Consider the following 20821-nt stretch of genomic DNA (forward strand, 5'->3'; position numbering starts at 1 on the left):
CGCCAAAGGTGCTAGGCCGCGCGCATCGCGCGATCAAGCCCCCGGTCGCCTCCCGCTGCTTCGCGCTTAACCGGGCTGCTTGATAAGTTGCGCGCGAAGCAGCGGCAAGCGACCGGGCGGCGCATCGAGCGGCAAAGGATGAACCCGCGTTGCGCTGGAGGCGCTGGGCATCCCCAGAACGAAGGTGCGTTTGATAGCGGGCTGATTGTGCTCTGCTATGCGAAAATGGACGAGCGGGATGTAGAGCGGGCGCTCGCCTTGTTGAATGGCGCTCAGCTGTTCAGCTGGCAGTTCGAGATAGCCTTTGATGCGCCGGTTTTGCTGCGGGGCGAGGCGCTCTATCACGCCGATCGGCTGTGTTTTGTCGACCGGTGCAGGAGCAGCTGCCCCCTCGTTCACACAGGCAAGTTCGGCAGCGACGGTAAGGCGGTGGATTGGGGTATGCGACCGGTTGAAAACCTCAAGGCTGAATTCCACCATCAACTGCATGACGCTGCGCGAGGCGGTAATGATGTCGAGCGATAGATCGATATCGAGCGGCTTGCTGGTAATGGTGCGCGCAGGCGCTGTGCGAGGGGTCAGGGCTTGATTGGCTTGCGGCGGCAATGCCTCTGCTTTGGGCTCTGGAGCGGGTTCAGAATCGGGCTCAGCTTCAGGTTCGGCTGCCTCTTCTAATTGCTCATCCCCCCCGCTTTCGGGCTCATCTTCACCCGTTTGCCCCTCTGCTTCGTCGAGCACATTGGCTCCCATGGATGCGCGAATTCCGGTGGTGAGGACAGGGGTGGTCCATTCGTTGATTTCGCGGGTCTGGCGCCTTTTATGGATCAGCCGCCACACAATCAGCGCCACCAGAAGCGCGAGCAAAAGAAAGAGCGCAATCGCTGCCTCTTTTTCCTCTTGAAGCCGATCAAGAAACGCCCAATCAGAGCGCGGCGGCGCGATGGCCTCACCGGTGTTTGTAGCAAGACCGGGCTGGCGTGCGCCAGTTGCTGCCGCATCGTCCACATCATACCAGCCCTCTGGCGATTTTTCCGGAAGGTTCTGACTTTCCTCCAGCAACGCATCGAAGCCGGGCCTTGCCTCCTCTTCGCTCGCTGGCGATGCGGAAGCTTGATTCTCCGCCCGCTGCGCAGTCGCAGGTTCGCCGGGAGCAATCACGCAAAACACAAAAAGGAAAGACGCAAAGCACCTGCGCCAAGCCGCGCATCCAGCCGCAAGAAAACCAATCTGGAACAATTGGCCGCGCTTCACCCCAAACCCCCGTTTTCCTGTCTTGCAGCGACGACGCCCGCTCTTTGTGAATTGGGCGAGGCCCGGCAAGACAGACACAATTGTAACACAAAGCGCAAATCTGCAAGGCTCCGCTTGACGCTTGCAACACCGCTTCAATCGCGGCAAGGGCGCAGCATGGAACGCGAAAACGATCAGCAAGCCCCCGCATTTCTGGGAAAGCAAACCAGCCTGCCGCAATCACCTGATGAGGCGGTGCTCGATTACGTGCCCAATCCGCGCAAGGGCACGCTATATTGCATCCGCTTCGTATCGCCTGAATTTACGTCTCTGTGTCCGGTGACGGATCAGCCCGATTTTGCCCATCTCGTGATCGATTATGCGCCCGGCGAAACGATCGTGGAATCGAAGAGCCTGAAACTTTTCCTTGGCTCGTTCCGCAATCACAACGGCTTTCACGAGGATGTGACGGTGGGCATTGGCCAGCGGCTCGCTGACGAAATGAAGCCCAAATGGCTGCGTATTGGCGGATATTGGTATCCGCGCGGCGGCATTCCCATTGATGTGTTTTGGCAGACAGCTACGCCGCCAGAAGGGCTTTGGCTGCCCGATCAAGGTGTCGCCCCCTATCGCGGGCGCGGCTAACCGGCTTTAAGCTCTTCGGCAAGCAGTCTGAAATCTGCCTCACGCGGAGAGTTCTTGCGCCAGACAAGCGCAATCTCGCGCTTTGCCGTGCCGCTTTCCATGGGCCGGGCGACAACATCGGTCCCTGACAAAATCCCTGCATCCAGTGCCATTTCCGGCAGCAGGGTGAGCCCCAAGTCATTGTCCACCATCTGAACCAGTGTGTGCAGGCTCGTGCCGATCATCCCCGCACTTGCGCGAAGCTCAGAGCGGTTGCACGCAGCCAGCGCATGATCGCGCAGGCAATGTCCATCTTCAAGGAGGAGCAGGCTGCCGTAATCCAGCAGGTCCGGGTCAACGGTTTCCGGCGGCATCCGCGGATCGTCCTTGGGAAAGGCCACGAACAGGCGATCATCGGAAATCTTCGCTGTCTCAACTTCGCCCGTGTCAAAGGGAAGGGCGAGCAGCACGCAATCAACGCGCCCGTGCTGGAGCGATTCAATCGCATCCTGGCTCACCTCTTCGCGCAGCATGAGCTTTAAATCAGGGCGCTCTTTTCTAAGACGCGGCAATATGCGCGGGATCATAAATGGGGCGATGGTCGGGATCACGGCCATGCGCAGTTGTCCCGAAAGCGGCTGGCCCGCCGCCTGAACCAGATCGGCCAGTTCCTCGGCCTGACGCAGCACTTCTCTTGCCTTTTCAACCACCTGCTCACCCAGAGAGGTGAAGCGCACCACTCGGCGCGAACGCTCCACCAGCGTCACACCCAGCAGCGATTCCAGTTCGCGAATGCCAGCTGAAAGCGTTGATTGGGACACAAAGCTTGCATCGGCCGCGCGGCCAAAATGCCCGTGCTCATGCAGAGAGACGAGATATTGCAGTTGCTTGATCGTGGGAAGATAGGTGCTCATGAAGCGGTTTCCTCTGCCTCCTGGCCCTCTTCCATGCTGGCCTGCATATCGTCGATATGGGTCATCACCAGCTTGCCGCTTTTGACAGCAAAGGCGAGGCGACCTTCGACCAGTTCAAGCGCGTCCTTGCCAAAGACGTCATAGCGCCAGCCTTCGAGCACTTTGAGGTCGCGCACACCAGCGGCCAACGCCTCCATCTCGTCAGCGCGGGTGAGGAGGCGGGCGGCCACATCAATTTCGCGCGCGCGGATTTTGAGGAGCAATTTGAGAAGGTCAGCGACCAGTGCGCCCTCTCTACCAAGCGGTGCGCCGCGCTTCATCTTCTCCGGCATTTCGGATTTGGGCAAAGGCTCTGCATCTGCGATCACCTTCATCAATCGCTTGCCAATATCATTGTCGCGCCACGCGCCTGAAAGCCCGCGCACCTTGGCAAGGTCGGCCTGTTTTTTGGGCGGATGCGAGGCGATGTCAGCAAGGGTTTCATCGCGCATGATACGCCCGCGCGGAATATCCTTGTGCTGCGCCTCACCCTCACGCCAAGCCGCCAGATCTTTCAGCCGGCCAAGGACCAAGGGATTGCGCCCCGGCTGGCGAATTTTCTTCCACGATTGGCTGGGGTCTGTGATGTAATTGGAGGCATCGGCAAGGCGCTCCATTTCTGCATCCAGCCAATTGCCACGATCGGTTTTGATAAGTTTTTTGAGGATCTTAGGGAAAATCTTCGACAAATGCGTCACATCGCCAATCGCATATTCGATCTGACGATCAGTCAGCGGGCGCCTGCTCCAATCGGTGAAGCGCGCGCCCTTGTCGATTTGAATACCCAGCCAATGATCAACAAGGTTGGCATAGCCGATTTGCTCGGACTGGCTGATCGCCATCATCGCGATTTGCGTGTCAAACACCGGCTGAGGCGTTTTGCCGGTCATATTGACGATGATCTCAACGTCCTGTCCGCCAGCGTGGAAGACTTTGAGCACTTCGTCATTGTCGGTCAAAAGATCGAGCAGAGGCTTTAAATCGATGCCCTCGGCCATCGGGTCAATCGCTGCGGCCTCTTCAGTATTGGCGATCTGTACAAGGCACAGCTCAGGCCAATAAGTGTTTTCCCGCATGAATTCGGTGTCAACTGCGACGAATTCCGATTTCGAGAGGCGTTCACACAGGTCCGCCAAAGCGTCTGATGTGGTGATAAGATCGTGTATCTTCATATACCGTCATTTCTTGTCTTTTGGGCGGAGTGCCGCCCTCGGCTCCTCACGGAGCCAAACCTCATTGTGCCACACGACTTGACAAAGCTATGTCCATGCCCTGTTAGCGCGCCAATATCCCAGCGGCTTTGATGCGCTGAATTATTTGGATGCGCCCTTAGCGCCATACATACAAACAGGACAAGAATTTAGATGCACGCCTATCGTACCCACAATTGCGCACAGCTTTCTGCTGAAAATGTTGGCGAAACCGTCCGTTTGTCGGGCTGGGTCCACCGCAAACGCGACTTTGGCGGGGTTCTGTTCGTCGATTTGCGCGATCACTTTGGCATTACGCAGATTGTCGCTGACGAAGATTCGCCAGCGCTCGCGGTCTTGGACAAGCTTCGCGCTGAATCGGTGGTGACGATTGATGGCGAGGTAAAGGCGCGCTCGGCTGACACGGTGAACCCCAAGCTTACGACTGGCGAGATCGAAGTGTTTGCCCGCGCGATTACGGTTCAATCTGCTGCCGAAGAGCTTCCGCTGCCGGTTGCTGATGAGCTGGAATATCCAGAGCACATTCGCCTGAAGTATCGCTTTCTCGACCTGCGGCGCGAGACGATGCACCGCAACATCATGCTGCGCAGCCAGGTTATCACATCGCTGCGTAAGCGCATGACCGAGCAAGGTTTCACCGAATTCCAGACGCCGATCCTGACGGCTTCCTCGCCAGAGGGCGCTCGCGACTTCTTGGTGCCAAGCCGGATGCACCCCAATAACTTCTATGCGCTCCCCCAAGCGCCGCAGATGTTCAAGCAAATGCTGATGGTGTCGGGCTTTGACCGTTATTTCCAGATCGCGCCGTGTTTCCGCGACGAAGACCTTCGCGCTGATCGCAGCCTTGAGTTCTACCAGCTCGACTTTGAAATGAGCTTCGTGACGCAGGAAGACGTGTTTCAGGCGTTGGAGCCGGTGCTTGCGGGCACGTTCGAGGAATTCTCAGGCGGCTTTGACGTGACGCCGTCGGGCGAATTCCCGCGCATCCCCTATGCCGAAGCGATGATGAAATACGGCACCGACAAGCCTGACCTTCGCAACCCGCTGATCATTTCAGATGTCACCAGCCACTTTGAAAAATCGGGCTTTGGCCTGTTTGAAAAGATCGTTGGCGGTGGCGGCGTGGTTCGCGTGGTCCCGGCTCCAAACACAGCCGACAAGAGCCGCAAGTTCTTCGATGATATGAACAATTGGGCGCGCAGCGAAGGTTTTGCTGGCCTTGGCTATGTCACGCGCAAAGGCGGTGAGTTTGGCGGACCCATCGCCAAGAACCACGGGCCAGAGCGCATGGAAGAGCTTTACAACGAGCTTGGCCTTGGCCCGGACGATGGCCTGTTCTTTGCTGCGGGCAAAGAGAAGGACGCGGCCAAACTCGCCGGCGCTGCACGCACGCAAGTTGGCGAGCAATTGGAGCTTATCGAGCAGAACTGCTTCAAATTCTGCTGGATCGTCGACTTCCCGATGTTCGAATATGACGAAGAGGCGAAGAAAATCGACTTTTCGCACAACCCGTTCTCCATGCCGCAAGGCGAGATGGAAGCCTTGGAAACGATGGACCCGCTCGACATCAAGGCGTGGCAATACGACATTGTCTGCAACGGCTATGAGCTGTCCTCAGGTGCAATCCGGAACCACAAGCCGGAAATCATGTACAAAGCCTTCGAAATCGCAGGCTATGACAATGCGACCGTCGATGCCGAGTTCGGCGGCATGATCGAAGCGTTCAAGCTCGGCGCACCTCCGCACGGTGGCTCGGCTCCGGGTATTGACCGGATCGTGATGCTGCTCGCCGGTGAAGAGGCGATCCGTGAGGTTATCGCTTTCCCGATGAACCAGAAGGGCGAGGATCTGATGATGGGCGCACCATCCAAAGCAACGCCTGCGCAGCTTCGCGAGTTGGCATTGCGCCTTGTGGAGCAGCCCCAGAAACAGAAGACGCAGGAAGGCTGACCCCCATTCACTTGACGTAAATTGCCCCCTATTCAGACCGAGCGTGGTTTTTGAATAGGGGGCATTTTTGTTTAAGCGGAGTGGTTTTGGACAAGCAGTGGCGGCCTTGGTTGCCCTTGGCGCAGCGCATGGAGCATCGGCGGAAACCATCACGGTCGAAGGCGTGTATTCTGCACGAGCCGATCTGCCGCCTGACCTTGAGCTGATCGTGATTGATCAACTCCAAGGCGATCTTGGACAGGATCTCGAACTCGCGCTTACCGATAGGCTCGGCAATGTCATTATCCGGGGTGAACCCTATTTCAACATCATTACCCCGAGCGCTCTTCGCGATGCGAAGGTACAGGTTGAGGGGGAGGATGGCACCATCACCAGCCACCCACTGGCCGCCGATGCGGAGCTTCGTGGCAGCGTGCGCAGCGAGGTGATCGAGCGCGAGGTGGAGCCTAAGAAAAAGCGCGAATGTGTCCGCCGTGACAATGATGACAAATGTGTGGAGCGGCGCGAGGTCAGGATTGAGTGCCGGGAGCTGTCCGTTCGCGTGGACCCGCGCCTCTTGCTCACTGGCGCGTTTGGAGAGCAGCTCTACTCTCACAGCGAGCCCCGCGTCGCGATAGAGCGGTTTTGTGCCGATAGCGATTATGTGCCGTCCATTCTCGACATGGAGAATTCACTGATTGATGCGATGGCGGATGATATTCGCCGCGACCTTGCTCCGATTGAGCGGCGCGAAGGTATTCGAGTGATGGAGAGCCGCAAGAATTTGCGCAAAGAAGACCGCAAGCCCTTTCGCAACGCTGTGAAACTGACAGACGATAACGAGGAACTGGCGTGCGACGGGTTTGAATCGTTTGAGGCGACGAACCCGACCCATGTTTCGGTTCTCTTCAACATCGGCCTGTGCCGTGAAAGTGCAGGGCGTTTGGAAGACGCGCTCGAATATTACGATCGCGCTCTCATGGCTGATCCGGGGCGCGATTATCCCACCGATGGCATTCGCAGCGTCCGCAGCCGGATGAGGGCCGAAGAGCAGTTGGCGCTGCGCGACGCACTTTAGCTCGAAAACCGCCTTTCCATTGCCCATGAAAAAGGCGCGCGATCCCAGGCAGGGGACCACACGCCAAGGTTGGCTGGGGATTTTAGTTGAAGATATGAGCGGAGCGCCGCTCAACCCGACGTGACCGTGCCCCATCGGGGAGCGCGCTCTACGCTCTTACCGCAAGTCCCCACTTGCGATTGCTCGCAGCGTTAGACGTATTGCTCTTCAAGCATCGTGCTAAATCTGTCGCCTGCAAGGACATCCTGCGATGCCTTTTCGATGACCATGCGCGCCGACGCATCCAAGTCATCACGCTCCATAGCTTCGCGGAATTTCCCGGCAAGATACTCCTCACCTTCATCCACACGCTTGATCGCCGCGTCGTCACCATCAGTCAGGCTGTCGACAATTGTCAGGAAAGTCTGATGCGTATCACCGGCGACACTGGTTGTCGTAATCGGTGTTTCGCCATTCTTCGCGAGTGCATTGTTCAGCATCTCAAGCGTTTGTCGGCGTTGGTCCATGCGGCGCTCAAACGCATTGCGGAGCGCGCGGTTATCGGTCTTTTCATGTGCGAGGCGATAGCCTTCGACCGAGTCATAAGTGGTTTGTGTAAGCGATTTCAAAAGTTCGATATTGTTCATGGTTCTCCTTATTCGGGGTTGGTATTCAACCAGCATCGACAACCGAATGTGCCGATCTTTCAATAGGATAACGGGTGAGCCTGGCCATTCGTTCCATGCGTTCGCCGAGCCGTTCATGAGCTGCGATGGCTCGTGTATTCGACCGTTTTAGGGCCCCAAAGCCGAGATGAGCGGTCGCAAAGGCCCGCTCGATCCCCACGGGATTTCACATCCTTTCGCGCATCTTGACTTGCACTTGATGAAACCCGCCTCTAGGGGCAAGAAACAAGTTTCACACCCCACAGTTCAAGAGGGATAAACATGAGCGATACTGCAACCCGCGTGCAGAAAATTGTCGTCGAACATCTCGGCGTCGAAGCAGACAAAGTTACGCAAGAAGCAAGCTTTATCGATGATCTGGGCGCAGACAGCCTTGATATCGTCGAGCTGGTGATGGCTTTCGAAGAAGAGTTTGGCGTGGAAATCCCCGACGATGCGGCTGAAAAGATCGCAACTGTCGGCGATGCGACCAAATTCATCGAAGAAACTCAAGGCTAAGCCCGCACGGGCTTTTCGCTTTCAGCCTGCCTGTTAATCAGGCGGCTGACCGACAGGCCCGGGCCCTTTTGATAGGGGCCGCCGGGCCTGTATTGTATTTGGATCAAATCGAAACAGCGCCCGCCAATGGGCATGGAGTGTTGAATGCGCCGTGTTGTCGTAACCGGTCTTGGTCTTGTCACCCCCTTGGGAGGGGATGTTGAGACATCTTGGGCGAATCTTCTGGCAGGTGAAAGCGGCGCAGGGCCGATCACTCGATTCGATACCGAGGGTCAAAAATGCACCATCGCTTGCGAGGTAAAAGACAAGGACCACCCTTGGGGCTTTGACCCGGACAAGCGCGTCGACGGCAAGATCCAGCGTCAGGTTGATCCGTTCATCGTGCTCGGCATCGACGCAGCGGGCCAAGCGCTCGAAGATGCTGGCCTCACCGACCTTTCTGATGAACAAAAAGAGCGCGTCGGCTGCTCCATCGGCTCTGGCATTGGCGGGCTTCCCGGCATTGAGAAAGAGAGCGTCAATCTGCACGAGCGCGGACCTGGACGGGTTTCGCCGCACTTCGTGCACGGACGTCTGATCAACCTCATCACAGGCCAGGTTCAGATCAAATACGGCTTTATGGGCCCTAATCACTCGGTCGTCACCGCCTGTTCAACAGGTGCGCACTCTATCGGCGATGCGGCGCGCATGATCGCGATGGACGATGCGGATATCATGATCGCGGGCGGGGCGGAAAGCACTATCAACCCACTTGGTATCGCTGGCTTTGCGCAAGCTCGTGCGTTGAACACCAGCTATAACGACCGCCCGAAAGAGGCGAGCCGCCCCTACGACAAAGACCGCGAAGGCTTTGTCATGGGTGAGGGCGCAGGCATGGTCGTGCTTGAAGAGTACGAACACGCCAAGGCGCGCGGCGCAAAAATCTACGCCGAAGTCACCGGCTATGGCCTTTCCGGCGATGCCTATCACGTGACTGCCCCGCATCCAGAGGGCAAGGGTGCTGAGCTTGCGATGAAGATGGCGCTTAGGAAAGCGGGCCTTGGTCCGGGCGACATCGACTATGTCAACGCCCACGGCACATCGACCATGGCCGATACGATAGAACTGGCGGCGGTTAAGCGCGTGCTGGGCGAAGGGCTTTCTGGCGCTTCGATGAGCTCGACCAAGAGCGCAATCGGGCACCTTCTCGGTGGTGCAGGCGCTGTCGAAGCGGTGTTCTGCGTTCTCGCTCTGCGCGATCAGATCGTACCACCAACCTTGAACCTTGATACGCCGGACGAAGGGACCGAGGGCATCGACCTTGTGCCGCATAAGGCCAAGAAACGCGAAGTGCGCGCGGTGCTCAACAACAGCTTCGGTTTTGGCGGCACCAACGCATCGCTCGTCATGCAGAAGGTGGACTAAACTGATGCGAAAGCTCGGCATTGTCGTCGGGCTGGGCCTTGTGGCGATAGTCGCAGGGGCAGCGCTGATTATGTCGATGATGGGCCGGGCTGAGGTCGAGGCAAAGACGCCTTTCCTCATCCCTGCTGGTTCTTCGCTCACCACGGTTGCGCGCGATCTGGAGACGGCAGGCCATATCAGCTCAGCCGACGGCTTTCTCATCTACGCGCGCGTGTTTGGCTCCTCTGATCCGATCCAGGCGGGCGAGTTTGAGCTTGAGCCCGGTATGAGCCAGGGCGACATCCTTGCAATGTTCCAATCGGGCGACGTCATCCGCCGCTTCATCACGATACCCGAGGGGATGCCGAGCGTGCTTGTGTGGGAGCGGCTGATGGCCGAGGAATTGCTGACCGGAGAGGCCGACGTGCCGCTCGAAGGGTCTGTTCTGCCCGACACCTATTCATACGAACGCGGGCAATCGCGCCAGAGCCTGATTAACCAGATGCAGGAGGCGATGGACCTTTACCTCGCCAAAGCCTGGGCTGAGCGCAGCGACCGCGCTGTTGTCTCGACCATGCGCGAGGCTGTGATCTTGGCGAGCATCGTCGAAAAAGAAACTGGTACGCCTGAAGAGCGCGGCACTGTCGCGGGGCTTTATTCCAATCGCCTACGCACAGGCATGATGCTGCAAGCTGACCCCACGATCATCTATCCCATCACCAAGGGTAAACCGCTGGGCCGCCGTATCCGGCAGTCAGAGATCGCGGCGGTCAATGGCTACAACACCTATACCAAGCTCGGCCTCCCCGACGGTCCGATCACCAACCCGGGGCGCGAAAGCATTGCTGCAGTGCTGAACCCAGAGGATCACGATTACCTGTTCATGGTCGCCGATGGCACTGGCGGGCACGAGTTCAACGAGACGCTAGAGGGTCATAATGAGGCGGTGGGACGCTGGTTTCAATTGCGCCGTGAACGCGGGGAAATGGACTGAGGGTGACCTGCGCCGGAAAAGCTCACATTGCCAAGCTGTGCGATGAAAGTGAAGAAGGTCTTCAATGACCATGCTGTCCAACGGTCCTCGGCGCGAAATCCATAATGGCTAAGCCGTTCATCGTGACGGCGGCCCTCCCGCCCGATATTCAAAGGTGGGCTGATAAGCTTCGCTGTGAACATTATCCGGCTGAGCGCAACTATCTTCACGCTCATGTCACCATGTTCCACTCCTTTGCCCCGTCGCTATTTGACGAGCTCAAGGATTTTCTGCCTCAGGTAACGCGCGAATTTGCGCCTCCCAAAGCGTTTGTGACCGGCATTATGGACCTGGGGAAGGGCACGGCAATCGCGCTGCAAAGCGAGCCTCTCCTCGCTCTTCGTGCGCTTATCGCAGAGCATTTCCACGGCAGCCTCACCGCGCAAGATCTTTACGAGCCGCGCCCGCATATCACCATTCAAAATAAGGTCACGAAAAACGAAGCGCGCGCTCTTCAAGCAAAGCTTGCCCCCACCCTTGAGCAGCGCCAATTCACCTTTCCTGCCCTCGAACTGCATCTTTATCGCGATGGACCGTGGGAGAAGATCAAATCAAGTGTCTTTCGCGGAAAAGAAGAGCTAGTATAAGGCCCGCACGAATGAGCATCTGCATGGGGGCATGATGCGAGGGGGTATATGTCCGATTTAAGCACGGCTTCGGGTTGGATCGCGGGGATTGCGCTTCTGGCAGCGATGGCACCGCATCAGGTGCGTTTGATGCGGCTGTTGTTGCTCGTCGGCGGTATATTTGGTGTTTTGTACTTCGCCTTTTCGGGCAATGTTGGACTTGAACTGGTTCTTGCGGTCCTTTTCACCTTGCTGAATGCAGCGCGCCTGTACCAGCTTTGGAACCGTGCAAGATCGGGCTCCATGACCAGCGAAGAGCGCGAACTTTTCGATCATGTCATGCAGATTGAAGACCCATCCAAACAAAACCGGCTGCGCGACCTTATGCAATGGCGCGATGGCAAGCTGGGTGAGGTTCTCATAGAGCAGCACCAGATTGATCCGCCATTGATTTATATCGCTGCCGGACGTGTCTCGATCAAACGCGATGGCCAATTCGTCAGCGAATGTGGGCACGGCGAATTTGTCGGCGAGATCAGCCACATCTCTGGCAATGGCGCCAGTGCGACGGTGACTGTGGTACACCCTTTGCGCTATGCCAAAATCGACCGGGATGCGCTTGCACAATTGTCGCAAAGCCTGCCGGAAATTGGCCGCGCGGTCGACAATGCCTTTAACCGTTCGCTCGCTGTTAAAGTGGTGCGAATGAACGAGGCAATCGAAGAAGCGCAAAACTAGGTTGACCAGCCCTCAGCAGCGCCCTAAAGCGCGCCCTCGCTTGAGGCATTTGGCCTCGCGAATCTGGCGATGCTTGGTTGTGGTCAGATGCCCTTGGGGCGGAGTAGCTCAGGTGGTTAGAGCAGCGGAATCATAATCCGCGTGTCGGGGGTTCAAGTCCCTCCTCCGCTACCATTCTCGAATCCGCATGGGTTCGCATTCTTCCGTATAAATCCGAAAAAAACAATGAAATCAAAACCATGTCGCTGATTCGCGTCCGCTTGCGTTCGCTTGCATGCGCTTGAAGCCGGATTTGGAGTGGGGGTATTTTGGGGGTACTTTCGGGGGGTACCGAAAAGGAGCGATACCCCCAATGGCTTTGAGTGAGATTCAGATCAAGAATGCGAAGGCGGCAGAACGACCCTACAAGCTTGCCGACGGTGAAGGGCTATTCCTCCTCGTAAAAGCGAACGGTTCGAAGCTCTGGCGCATGAAATACCGCTATCGCGGAAAGGAGAAGCTGCTTTCCTTTGGTGCTTATCCTGACGTCGGAATAGCGGCTGCGCGTGAGTTGAAGACGCTTGCAAGGGCTGCCTTGGCCGAAGGCAAGGATCCGATGGTCCACAAGCCTGGTCGAGATTTCGAGCCAGAGAAAACCTTCAAGGCTGTTGCTGAGATGTGGCACAAGAATCGAAAGAGCAGCCTTGATCCAGCTCATGCGAAGCGTGTCTGGTCTCGGATGGAACGGGACGTGTTTCCGGTATTGGGCGAAAGGATGATGCACGAGATCACCCCCCCTGAAGTTTTAGGCGTGATCCGCAATATTGAAGAACGGGGGGCTCTGGATATCAGTCGGCGTGCGAAGCAGAGCATTGGCCAAGTTTTCCAGTTCGCCATCGCGAGTGGGCTTTGCGATGCGGACCCCACGGCTCATCTTCGCGGCGCTCTGAAGCCGCGACCTCGCGTAAAGCATATGGCCAAACTGCCGCTCGCTCTGTTGCCAGAGCTCATAAACAAGCTGGATCAATACAATGAAGAAGGGGAGCGACGCTCCGAGATTACTCGCGCAGCGCTCACCTTCGCGCTTCTGACATGGGTCAGAACGAAGGAACTTCGTTTTGCCAAGAAGCACGAGTTCGAGGATCTAGAAGGAAACTCTCCGCTTTGGCGCATCGGGCCTGATCGAATGAAGATGCACCGTGAGCATATCGTACCATTGTCAATGCAAGCCGCTTCGCTCGCCAAGGACATGATCGCATGTTCTCAAAGTGACTATGTCTTTCCCGGCCAGAAGCGTGGAGTGCCGCTATCCGAAAACACCATGATCTATGGTTTGTATCGTCTGGGCTATCACGGTCGGCAGACTGTTCATGGCTTCAGAGGTCTTGCGAGCACATGGGCCAATGAACAGCTTGTCGAAGTCGGCCAACCGCCAATGTGGATCCGAAAGTACCATGAAGACTGGGTCGAGCTTCAACTGGCTCATAGCGAGGAGAACGAAGTTCGCGGGGCCTATAATGCCGCAGAGTATCTGGCGCCCCGTCGCGCGATGCTTCAAGATTGGGCGAACTTCCTCGATGCGATGCGCGGAAAAACAGGCAATGTTGCGATCTTGAGAGCTGCGTGATTTAGCGTGCTATGCCGGGACTTGGCCCAGCCACTCAACTCGAAGGCGGTCAAAGCCCACAACGACACCCTCGGCGGTGACCTCGAAACCGAAGTCATCGTTCGATGGTTCGTAGCCTTCCAGAACCCAGTGGTCGCCTGCATCTGTCACGATAGCTGCCCCACGCGGGAGATGCTCGAGCCGTCCGCTGATCCTTTTCCGATTCGTGTTCATAGTGCTCCGTATGCCATCCATCTTTGGATAACGCTCCTCACATATCCCGGCGTTTCCCGATTTCTTGGAATTCCACCAGCACGGGATACCGCGCCGGGTCCCGCATTGTAGGCCGCCAATGCGAGATGGATCGCACCAAACCGGTCGAGCATCTGCCTTAGATATCGCGCGCCACCGTCGATATTCTGAGCTGGGTCGTGCCGATTGGTTACGCCGAGTTCTCGTGCGGTTGCAGGCATAAGTTGCGCAAGTCCGGCAGCACCAGCCGGACTGATCGCCATTGGATTAAACCGGGATTCTTGCCAGACCAATGCTTGGAGCAAGCGAGGCGGCAATCGATACCTTGCTTCAGCTTGGCGGATGAGGGGTTCGTAGAGCGTCTCCTTGAAACTTCGGTTGGCGGCCGATGGGTACCCTCCTTCGGTCCCAATGACCGCCAATGAAGGGCCATACGTGACTTCTTGGTCTGCCGGTTTTTCAACCTTGCTCAGTCGATGATCAAAGACCCGGAACTCCTGCGCCTGAGCAATAGCGGGGATCGCAATTGCAAGCCCGCAACACACGCCAGTTAACCATTTTCGTCTCATCACGCTCTCTCCTAGCTTGCCTGGATGTGCGATAGAACATAAATAGAACATTGGGGTGTAGGAAAGCGCCGTGCGCGTCCGGGAAGAGGAGAGGGGACAGTCGGCAGGGGCAGTTGTGAGGCGATGGAGCCAGTATGTCCGTTTCAAACTCAACCCTTTCCCGACCTTCGCTTGAGGAAACCGCTCGCAAGCTCTGCGAAAGCCGCGGCGGCAAGTGGTCAGGCACCAAAGGCATGGCCCGTTGTCCTGCGCATGACGATCGCACGCCTTCGCTCGGTGTCACGCTTGGCCGGAAAGCCATTCTCCTGCATTGCTTCGCCGGCTGTGATCAGGACAGCGTGCTCGCTGCCCTCGCTCGAGAAGGGATCGAGACCTCTGCGCTATTCTCAGGGTCCTCCGACGAGTTTCCGATCCAGCCGCGCTATTCTACAAAGCCATCGGCTGCAGCACTCCGCATCTGGCGCGATGCTCGACCGTTGCACCGAAGTCCTGCCAAGGCCTACCTCGAAGGGCGCGGCATCCTCGCCACGTCCCATGCGCTGAAATTTCATCCGCGCACGCCGCTTGGACCGAAGGGTCGCGCACGCTTCCTGCCAGCGATGATCGCTGCGGTCAGCCTCGACGAGGGGCCGATTGCCGTTCACCGGACTTTCCTCTCGCATTCCGGCCGTACCCAGGCATCGTTTGCCAAGCCGAAACGCGCACTGGGGTCACTTGGCGAGGCGGCAGTACGTCTGTTCGCACCCGCCGAGGGAAGGCTCGGTCTCGCCGAAGGCATAGAGAGCGCTATGTCGGCCTATGCGCTCACCGGTATCCCGACATGGGCAACGCTGGGCAATGAACGCTTCGGCCTGGTTGCCATCCCAGAGAGCGTGAGCGAGCTCCATCTCTTCGTCGATCACGATGCGGGCGGCGAGCTTGCGGCCGAGCGAGGGCGCGATGCCTATCTCCGTGAAGGGCGAGACATCCAGATCCGACGGCCCAATTCACGCGGGACCGACTGGAACGACGAACTCCAGTCATGGCTTCACCGCAAGGCGTGTCGATAAGAGGAGAGAGAGCTTCTCGAATTCCTGACCCGGCAGAGGGCGCATGTCCCGATGCCTCAATCAGGAGGACGACAAGCCATGTTTCAGTCAGACTTTTTCCCAGACCGCGAGACATCGAGCACAATTCCGCTCGCTTTCGCAATCGGTGAACACATTGCCCGGCGACTTGCGGATGGATGCCACCTTACGCGATCCAACATTGCCGGGTTATTCGCCGCTCAAACCGGCGTGCAGGACTGGGGCAGTGCGTGGACCATCGACGATTACAACAACGCGGTCGAGATTGGAGCCTTGCTATGGCTTCGCGAGTTCTCACGGACCGACCTCGAGACAGGTTTCCACGAGGCTGCAGCACGGTTCGATTGGCTCGATGCAGCCTTACCTCCTCGCCACGTGCGCAGCGAGAGCCAGGTCGAATTACAGCAATTCTCGACGCCGCCGATCCTTGGATGGCTGATGGCCAAGGCCGCGTCCCTTGGCACGCGCGATCACATTCTCGAACCGTCAGCCGGGAATGGCGCGCTTGCGCTTTGGGGCGACGTTCGAGGGTGCTCGCTGACGCTCAACGAAATCGATCCCGCGCGCCGCGATGCGCTGGCGCATATCTTCCCTCGTGCCAGACTATCCGCTCATGATGGCGAATTAATCGCCGAACTCGCCAATAGCCCCAGTCCCAGCCTCAACCCCAGCGTCATCTTGATGAACCCTCCGTTCGCCCGAAGCCGCGAGCGGGGCGGCGATGGCCGTACGGCAATGCGCCATTTGCGCAGTGCGCTTCGGATTTGCGCGGTAGGAGGTCGCCTCGTAGCCATTCTCCCGGACAGCTTTGATGCCGTGGCTTTTGTCGAAGACCAGGAACAGGCTTCGCTGCTGCTCAACGTCCGGTTGTCGGGCGCATTCTCACGAAGCGGAACCGGGATCGCGGTCAGAATGGTCGTCATCGACAAGGAGCCTCTTCAGGACGCTTCCACGATCACGGGGGAGTTCGCAGACCTCACTGAACTGAATTCCTGCCTGGCGCATTTGCCCAATCGTGCGCCCTTGCAGGCCAAGATCCATCGCCTTCCGGTACGTTCGGTTGCGACATCGGTGAAGGGCGGCGCCGCGCGCAAGCCGGTCGCTCCTTTCGAGACCAAAGCCGCCCACGAAAGCGCTAAAGTCGCGCTCGACTATCAAGCCCTGGAAGAGCCTGCACCCGTTCCAGAGCAGGCGGGTATCTACCTGCCTTACCGACCGAGCCGCGTCATCATGCAGGATGCTGCCGTTCACCCGACACCGCTCGTAGAATCGGTTGCGATGGGCTCGGTCGCGGCACCGGTGCCGAAAGCGCGCCCCTTGCTTCCCGCAAACTGGCAGGAGGGCAAACTGCTCTCTGCCGCTCAGTGCGAAACATTGATCTACGCTTGCGAGGCATTCGCCCGCGACCTTCCGGGGCAATTCCGTCCCACTCAACATGGGACGACGGTCGAACTTGCAGGAGACGGTTATTCCTATCGCCAGGGGTTCTTCCTCGGCGACGGTACGGGTGCGGGCAAGGGTCGCCAAATTGCAGCCGTCATGATGGACCGCTGGCTCTCGGGCGAACGCCGTCACATCTGGATCACCAAAAACGAGGCACTGCTCGAAGATGCGCGCCGCGACTGGGAAGCGCTTGGCGGGCTTCCGCTCGATATCCAGCCGCTCTCCCGTTGGAAGCTCGGAAGTCCGGTGACGATGGCCGAGGGTATCCTGTTCGTAACCTATCCAACGCTTCGCTCGGGACGCGCCGAGGACACGAGGCTTGCTCAGATCCTCGCCTGGGCCGCCGAACAATTCGAGGGCGTGATTGCCTTCGACGAAGCGCATGCCATGGCGAACGCACTCGGCTCTTCCTCCACCCGCGGCAAAGTCAAAGGCTCAGAGCAAGGGATGGCGGGGCTCAGGCTGCAAAACCACCTGCCGCGAGCACGTGTTTTGTACGCGTCCGCTACCGGCGCATCGGACATTGCCAATCTCGGCTACACAGCCCGCCTTGGGCTGTGGGGGCCAGAAACTGCGTTTCCAACGCATGAGGCATTCATGACCGAAATCCGCGCCGGCGGCGTGGCAGCGATGGAACTTGTCGCCCGCGATCTCAAGGCACAGGGGCTCTACCTTGCACGCGCACTGTCCTTTGCCGGGGTCGAATACGAGATCCTCGAACATCAGCTCACAGAAGCGCAGGTGCGGATCTACGATGCATACGCCGATGCCTGGGCGATCATCCACCACAACCTCGACGAAGCGCTCGAAGCGACCCGCGTAGTCGACGAAGACAGCGGCGATACACTCAATCGCAACGCAAAGGCTGCGGCGCTCTCGATGTTCGAAGGCACCAAGCAGCGCTTCTTTGCGCAGCTTCTGCTCTCGATGAAACTGCCGAGCCTGATCCCCGCCATGGAAGCGTCGCTTGGCGAGGACAATTCGGTTGTCGTGCAGTTGGTTTCGACCGCTGAGGCCATGCTCGACCGGCGCCTGGCCGATCTCTCGAACGAGGAGCGAGAAGCGCTCGATATCGATCTCTCTCCGCGCGAGTACGTCATCGACTATCTGGCGAAGAGCTTTCCGGTTCGACTGATGCAGGTCTTCACTGACGAGGAGGGCAATCTGCGTTCTGAAACGATGAGCGACGAGCACGGCAATCCCGTTCTTTGCTCGCGTGCCATCGCCGCGCGCGACGCGCTGATCGAACAGCTTTGCGCCCTCCCGCCAATCGCCACTGCACTCGATGCAATCATCGAGCACTTCGGGACCGAGGCTGTGGCCGAGGTCACGGGCCGCACGCGCAGGTTGGTTTTGGGTCGCGACGGTCAGCAGCGGCTTGAACGTCGAAGCGCAAGCGCCAACGTCGCTGAAGCACAATGCTTCATGGACGGAACCAAACGGATTCTGGTTTTCTCGGACGCTGGGGGTACGGGACGTTCCTACCATGCCGACCTTGATGCCCAGAACCAGCAGCGCCGCGTCCATTTCCTCCTCGAACCGGGCTGGCGCGCGGACAATGCGATCCAGGGTCTTGGCCGGACCAACCGCACCAACCAGGCTTCTGCGCCGCTGTTCCGCCCGGTCACGACCGATGTGAAGGGCGAACGCCGCTTCATCTCGACCATCGCGCGAAGGCTCGACGCATTGGGCGCTCTTACACGCGGCCAGCGTCAGACAGGGGGACAGAACCTGTTCGACCCTGCCGACAATCTCGAGAGCGATTATGCGAAAGACGCGCTCTCGCGCTGGTTCCACCTGCTTTACGATGGAAAACTCGAGGCGGCCCGTTTCGGGGACTTCGTCGAGCGAACAGGCCTAAAGCTCGAGAACCCCGATGGCGGCCTGAGCGATAACCTTCCCTCCATCCAACGCTGGCTCAACCGCATACTTGCGCTTCCGATCGCACTGCAGAACGGCATCTTCGAGGAATATCTCGGACTTGTTGAAGCGCGGATCGAGGCCGCACGCGAGGCTGGCACGCTCGACCTGGGGCTGGAAACGGTCCGGGTCGATAGTTTTGCGGTGCTGTCTGATGAAGTTCTTCGCACCGATCCTGTTTCGGGGGCCCAAACCCGCCTCCTCTCGCTCGAAGTGAAACGCCGATTGCGTCCGCTGCGCTTCAAACGTCTCGTGAGGATGCACGAGATCGGATCACTCCAGGCTATTCCCCTGCGCAATGCGCGCTCGGGCAAGGTGGCCCTGTCAGTTCCGGCGCGCCGCCTCATTGCCGATGATGGCGCGGTGATCGAACGCCGTTGCCTTCTTCGCCCGCTTAAATCCGCCAACTGGACGCTCGATGCGCTCGGTGAAAGCTTGTGGGAAGAGGTCGGCGTAACCGAGTTCTCCAAGCTCTGGACACAAGAAGAAAGCGCCGCAGCTGCCTCGCCGGTGACCGAAAGAGTGCATCTGGCCGCGGGGCTATTGCTCCCGGTTTGGAAGCGGCTGCCTGGAGACCATGTTCGCGTCACCCGCCTTGCCGCCGAGGACGGGAGCTCGATTATCGGGCGCGAAGCGCTCGATATCGACCTTGCCAAGATTGCCGAGACGTTCGGCTTGAGGGGTATGTCCGGCCCCGATCCGGCTGAGCTCGGAAGACTGGTCCTGGCAAGCGGGACGCCCCAGCCGCTTACCAGTCATGACGCGCTGACCATCAAGCGCTCACTGGTCGGCGGCGAGCAACGCCTCGAACTCACCGGGTATGCGCCTGAGCGGCTCGACTGGTACAAGGCCAAGGGCTGCTTCACTGAGATCATTCGTTACCGCACACGCCTTTTCGTCCCCGTGTCGAAGGCATCCTCTATTCTCCCGGCCATTGCAGCCTGACGGGCAAATCCACGACCAAGCCTGAGAGAGGGGAGGGAGCCGGTGGCTTGTCGGGCCATGCATCTTCGCGTGGCTTTCCAATCCATCAGGAGACAATCCATGATCCAGTCTATTCCTTTGAAAAAGCTCGTCCCAAGCCCGCGGAATGTTCGCAAGTCGAGCGACGTACTTGCCGACCTGCAGCTGCGGGCGGACATTGCCGCCCGCGGACTCTTGCAGAACCTCGTCGTGCGAAAAGCAAAGCGCGGCAAGTTCGAAGTCGAGGCCGGTGGTCGCCGTCTGGCTCAGCTCCAGGCGCTGGCCGAGGAGGGCTCTCTTCCCAAGAATCACGAAGTCACTTGTCTCGTCATCGAAGGCGAGGAAAGCGAAGTACGCGAAGCAAGCCTCGCCGAGAACTTCCAGCGCCTCGCAATGAACCCGGCCGACGAGGCACAGGCTTTTGCTGCGATCATCGAGGCGGGAGCCAGTACCGAAGACGTTGCCCGCCGGTTCGGTCTCACGGCCCGCTTTGTCGAGGGTCGTCTGCGTCTGGCAGGCCTCGCACCTTGTGTCTTTGAAGCGCTCGCCGAAGGCGCAATCACGCTCGACATGGCCAAGGCCTATGGGGCAATCTCAGACATCGATCGTCAGGCGCACGTCTTTGCCGAACTGAAGGATGCCTGGTACCAGGTCACGCCAGACACAATCCGGCGCATGGTGCTTGATGCCACTGTTCGTGGCTCCGATCCGCGCGCGGTTCTGGTCGGGCGCGATGCCTACCTTGCTGCAGGCGGCCGGATCGAACGCGAACTGTTCGACGACGAAGCCAGCGAGAGCTGGATCGATGTCGCGCTTCTCGAAGACCTTGCCCAGAAAGCGATGGATGATGCTGCGAAGAAGGTCGCGGAAGAACACGGTCTTGCCTGGGTGCGACCCACGCTTGGCAACTATGTCAGCCACGATCTCATCGAGGGCCTCAATCGGCTCCCATGCGAACCGGCTCCGCTAACCGAAGACGAGGCTCGTGAGCTCAGCGACCTTGAAGCCGACTACGATCGGACGGCCGCCATCCTTGAGGATGAGGACAGCGACGAAAGCGAGATCGCCAAGGCGGAAGAGGAACTGGTCTCGATCGACCGCGCGATGCGCGATC

17 protein-coding genes, 1 tRNA gene and 1 pseudogene are annotated in these 20821 nt (G+C 58.6%); 13 read left to right on the forward strand and 6 right to left on the reverse strand.

Annotated features, from left to right (window positions below; all coding sequences use genetic code 11):
* Positions 1-66: 66 nt before the first annotated feature.
* Positions 67-1251: a hypothetical protein gene (locus INR77_RS05740; protein WP_223072994.1), complete on the reverse strand. Its 1185-nt coding sequence runs from the start codon at positions 1249-1251 to the stop codon at positions 67-69.
* A gap of 156 nt (positions 1252-1407) precedes the next feature.
* On the opposite strand from INR77_RS05740, the gene queF reads away from it, so the two are divergent.
* The gene (gene queF, locus INR77_RS05745; RefSeq protein WP_223072995.1) at positions 1408-1875 is read left to right on the forward strand and encodes a preQ(1) synthase; all 468 of its coding nucleotides are present in this window, start codon (positions 1408-1410) and stop codon (positions 1873-1875) included.
* On the opposite strand, the gene INR77_RS05750 is transcribed toward queF, so the two are convergent.
* The gene (locus INR77_RS05750) at positions 1872-2768 is read right to left on the reverse strand and encodes a hydrogen peroxide-inducible genes activator (protein ID WP_223072996.1); all 897 of its coding nucleotides are present in this window, start codon (positions 2766-2768) and stop codon (positions 1872-1874) included. The genes queF and INR77_RS05750 overlap by 4 nt on opposite strands.
* Entirely contained in the window at positions 2765-3979 is a 1215-nt protein-coding gene (gene rnd / locus INR77_RS05755) for a ribonuclease D (protein WP_223072997.1), read from the reverse strand. The genes INR77_RS05750 and rnd overlap by 4 nt, the downstream gene beginning before the upstream one ends.
* A gap of 192 nt (positions 3980-4171) precedes the next feature.
* Here rnd and aspS point away from each other — a divergent pair, with 192 nt between their 5' ends.
* Both aspS and INR77_RS05765 read left to right on the forward strand, forming a co-directional pair.
* On the forward strand, positions 4172-5968 hold the full coding sequence (gene aspS, locus INR77_RS05760) for an aspartate--tRNA ligase (RefSeq protein WP_223072998.1): 1797 nt from the start codon (positions 4172-4174) through the stop codon (positions 5966-5968).
* 67 nt (positions 5969-6035) lie between these two features.
* Positions 6036-7025: a tetratricopeptide repeat protein gene (locus INR77_RS05765; RefSeq protein WP_223072999.1), complete on the forward strand. Its 990-nt coding sequence runs from the start codon at positions 6036-6038 to the stop codon at positions 7023-7025.
* Positions 7026-7216: 191 nt separating this feature from the next.
* On the opposite strand, the gene INR77_RS05770 is transcribed toward INR77_RS05765, so the two are convergent.
* Complete coding sequence (locus INR77_RS05770) at positions 7217-7651, reverse strand: PA2169 family four-helix-bundle protein (protein WP_223073000.1); 435 nt, start codon at positions 7649-7651, stop codon at positions 7217-7219.
* 300 nt (positions 7652-7951) lie between these two features.
* Here INR77_RS05770 and INR77_RS05775 point away from each other — a divergent pair, with 300 nt between their 5' ends.
* The 7 genes from INR77_RS05775 to INR77_RS05805 all read left to right on the forward strand — a co-directional run bounded on the left by INR77_RS05775 (position 7952) and on the right by INR77_RS05805 (position 13514).
* Positions 7952-8188: an acyl carrier protein gene (locus INR77_RS05775; protein WP_223073001.1), complete on the forward strand. Its 237-nt coding sequence runs from the start codon at positions 7952-7954 to the stop codon at positions 8186-8188.
* Between the two features lie 144 nt (positions 8189-8332).
* The gene (gene fabF / locus INR77_RS05780) at positions 8333-9592 is read left to right on the forward strand and encodes a beta-ketoacyl-ACP synthase II (RefSeq protein ID WP_223073002.1); all 1260 of its coding nucleotides are present in this window, start codon (positions 8333-8335) and stop codon (positions 9590-9592) included.
* A 4-nt stretch (positions 9593-9596) separates the two neighbouring features.
* A complete protein-coding gene (gene mltG, locus INR77_RS05785) occupies positions 9597-10565 on the forward strand; it encodes an endolytic transglycosylase MltG (RefSeq protein WP_223073003.1) in 969 nt (322 codons plus the stop codon).
* A gap of 104 nt (positions 10566-10669) precedes the next feature.
* Positions 10670-11191: a 2'-5' RNA ligase family protein gene (locus INR77_RS05790; RefSeq protein WP_223073004.1), complete on the forward strand. Its 522-nt coding sequence runs from the start codon at positions 10670-10672 to the stop codon at positions 11189-11191.
* A gap of 48 nt (positions 11192-11239) precedes the next feature.
* Positions 11240-11908, forward strand: a complete 669-nt coding sequence (locus tag INR77_RS05795; protein ID WP_223073005.1) for a cyclic nucleotide-binding domain-containing protein — start codon at positions 11240-11242, stop codon at positions 11906-11908.
* Between the two features lie 97 nt (positions 11909-12005).
* Positions 12006-12082, forward strand: a tRNA-Met gene (locus INR77_RS05800).
* 178 nt (positions 12083-12260) lie between these two features.
* Positions 12261-13514 (forward strand): integrase arm-type DNA-binding domain-containing protein, encoded by a 1254-nt coding sequence (locus INR77_RS05805; RefSeq protein ID WP_007163739.1) that lies wholly within the window; start codon positions 12261-12263, stop codon positions 13512-13514.
* A gap of 9 nt (positions 13515-13523) precedes the next feature.
* On the opposite strand, the gene INR77_RS05810 is transcribed toward INR77_RS05805, so the two are convergent.
* Both INR77_RS05810 and INR77_RS05815 read right to left on the reverse strand, forming a co-directional pair.
* On the reverse strand, positions 13524-13727 hold the full coding sequence (locus INR77_RS05810) for a DUF5818 domain-containing protein (RefSeq protein ID WP_007163740.1): 204 nt from the start codon (positions 13725-13727) through the stop codon (positions 13524-13526).
* Positions 13724-14314, reverse strand: a complete 591-nt coding sequence (locus INR77_RS05815; RefSeq protein WP_084155715.1) for a lytic transglycosylase domain-containing protein — start codon at positions 14312-14314, stop codon at positions 13724-13726. Before INR77_RS05815 ends, INR77_RS05810 begins: the two co-directional genes overlap by 4 nt.
* Before the next feature lie 134 nt (positions 14315-14448).
* Here INR77_RS05815 and INR77_RS05820 point away from each other — a divergent pair, with 134 nt between their 5' ends.
* The 3 genes and pseudogenes from INR77_RS05820 to INR77_RS16035 all read left to right on the forward strand — a co-directional run.
* A complete protein-coding gene (locus INR77_RS05820) occupies positions 14449-15363 on the forward strand; it encodes a toprim domain-containing protein (RefSeq protein WP_051699711.1) in 915 nt (304 codons plus the stop codon).
* A 78-nt stretch (positions 15364-15441) separates the two neighbouring features.
* A complete protein-coding gene (locus INR77_RS05825; protein ID WP_034953434.1) occupies positions 15442-19689 on the forward strand; it encodes a strawberry notch family protein in 4248 nt (1415 codons plus the stop codon).
* Between the two features lie 99 nt (positions 19690-19788).
* A pseudogene (locus INR77_RS16035) lies at positions 19789-20073 on the forward strand (ParB/Srx family N-terminal domain-containing protein); the annotation flags it as partial.
* Between the last annotated feature and the right edge of the window lie 748 nt (positions 20074-20821).

Origin of the sequence: Erythrobacter sp. SCSIO 43205 (assembly GCF_019904235.1) — a bacterium.
Taxonomy (GTDB): Bacteria; Pseudomonadota; Alphaproteobacteria; order Sphingomonadales; family Sphingomonadaceae; genus Erythrobacter.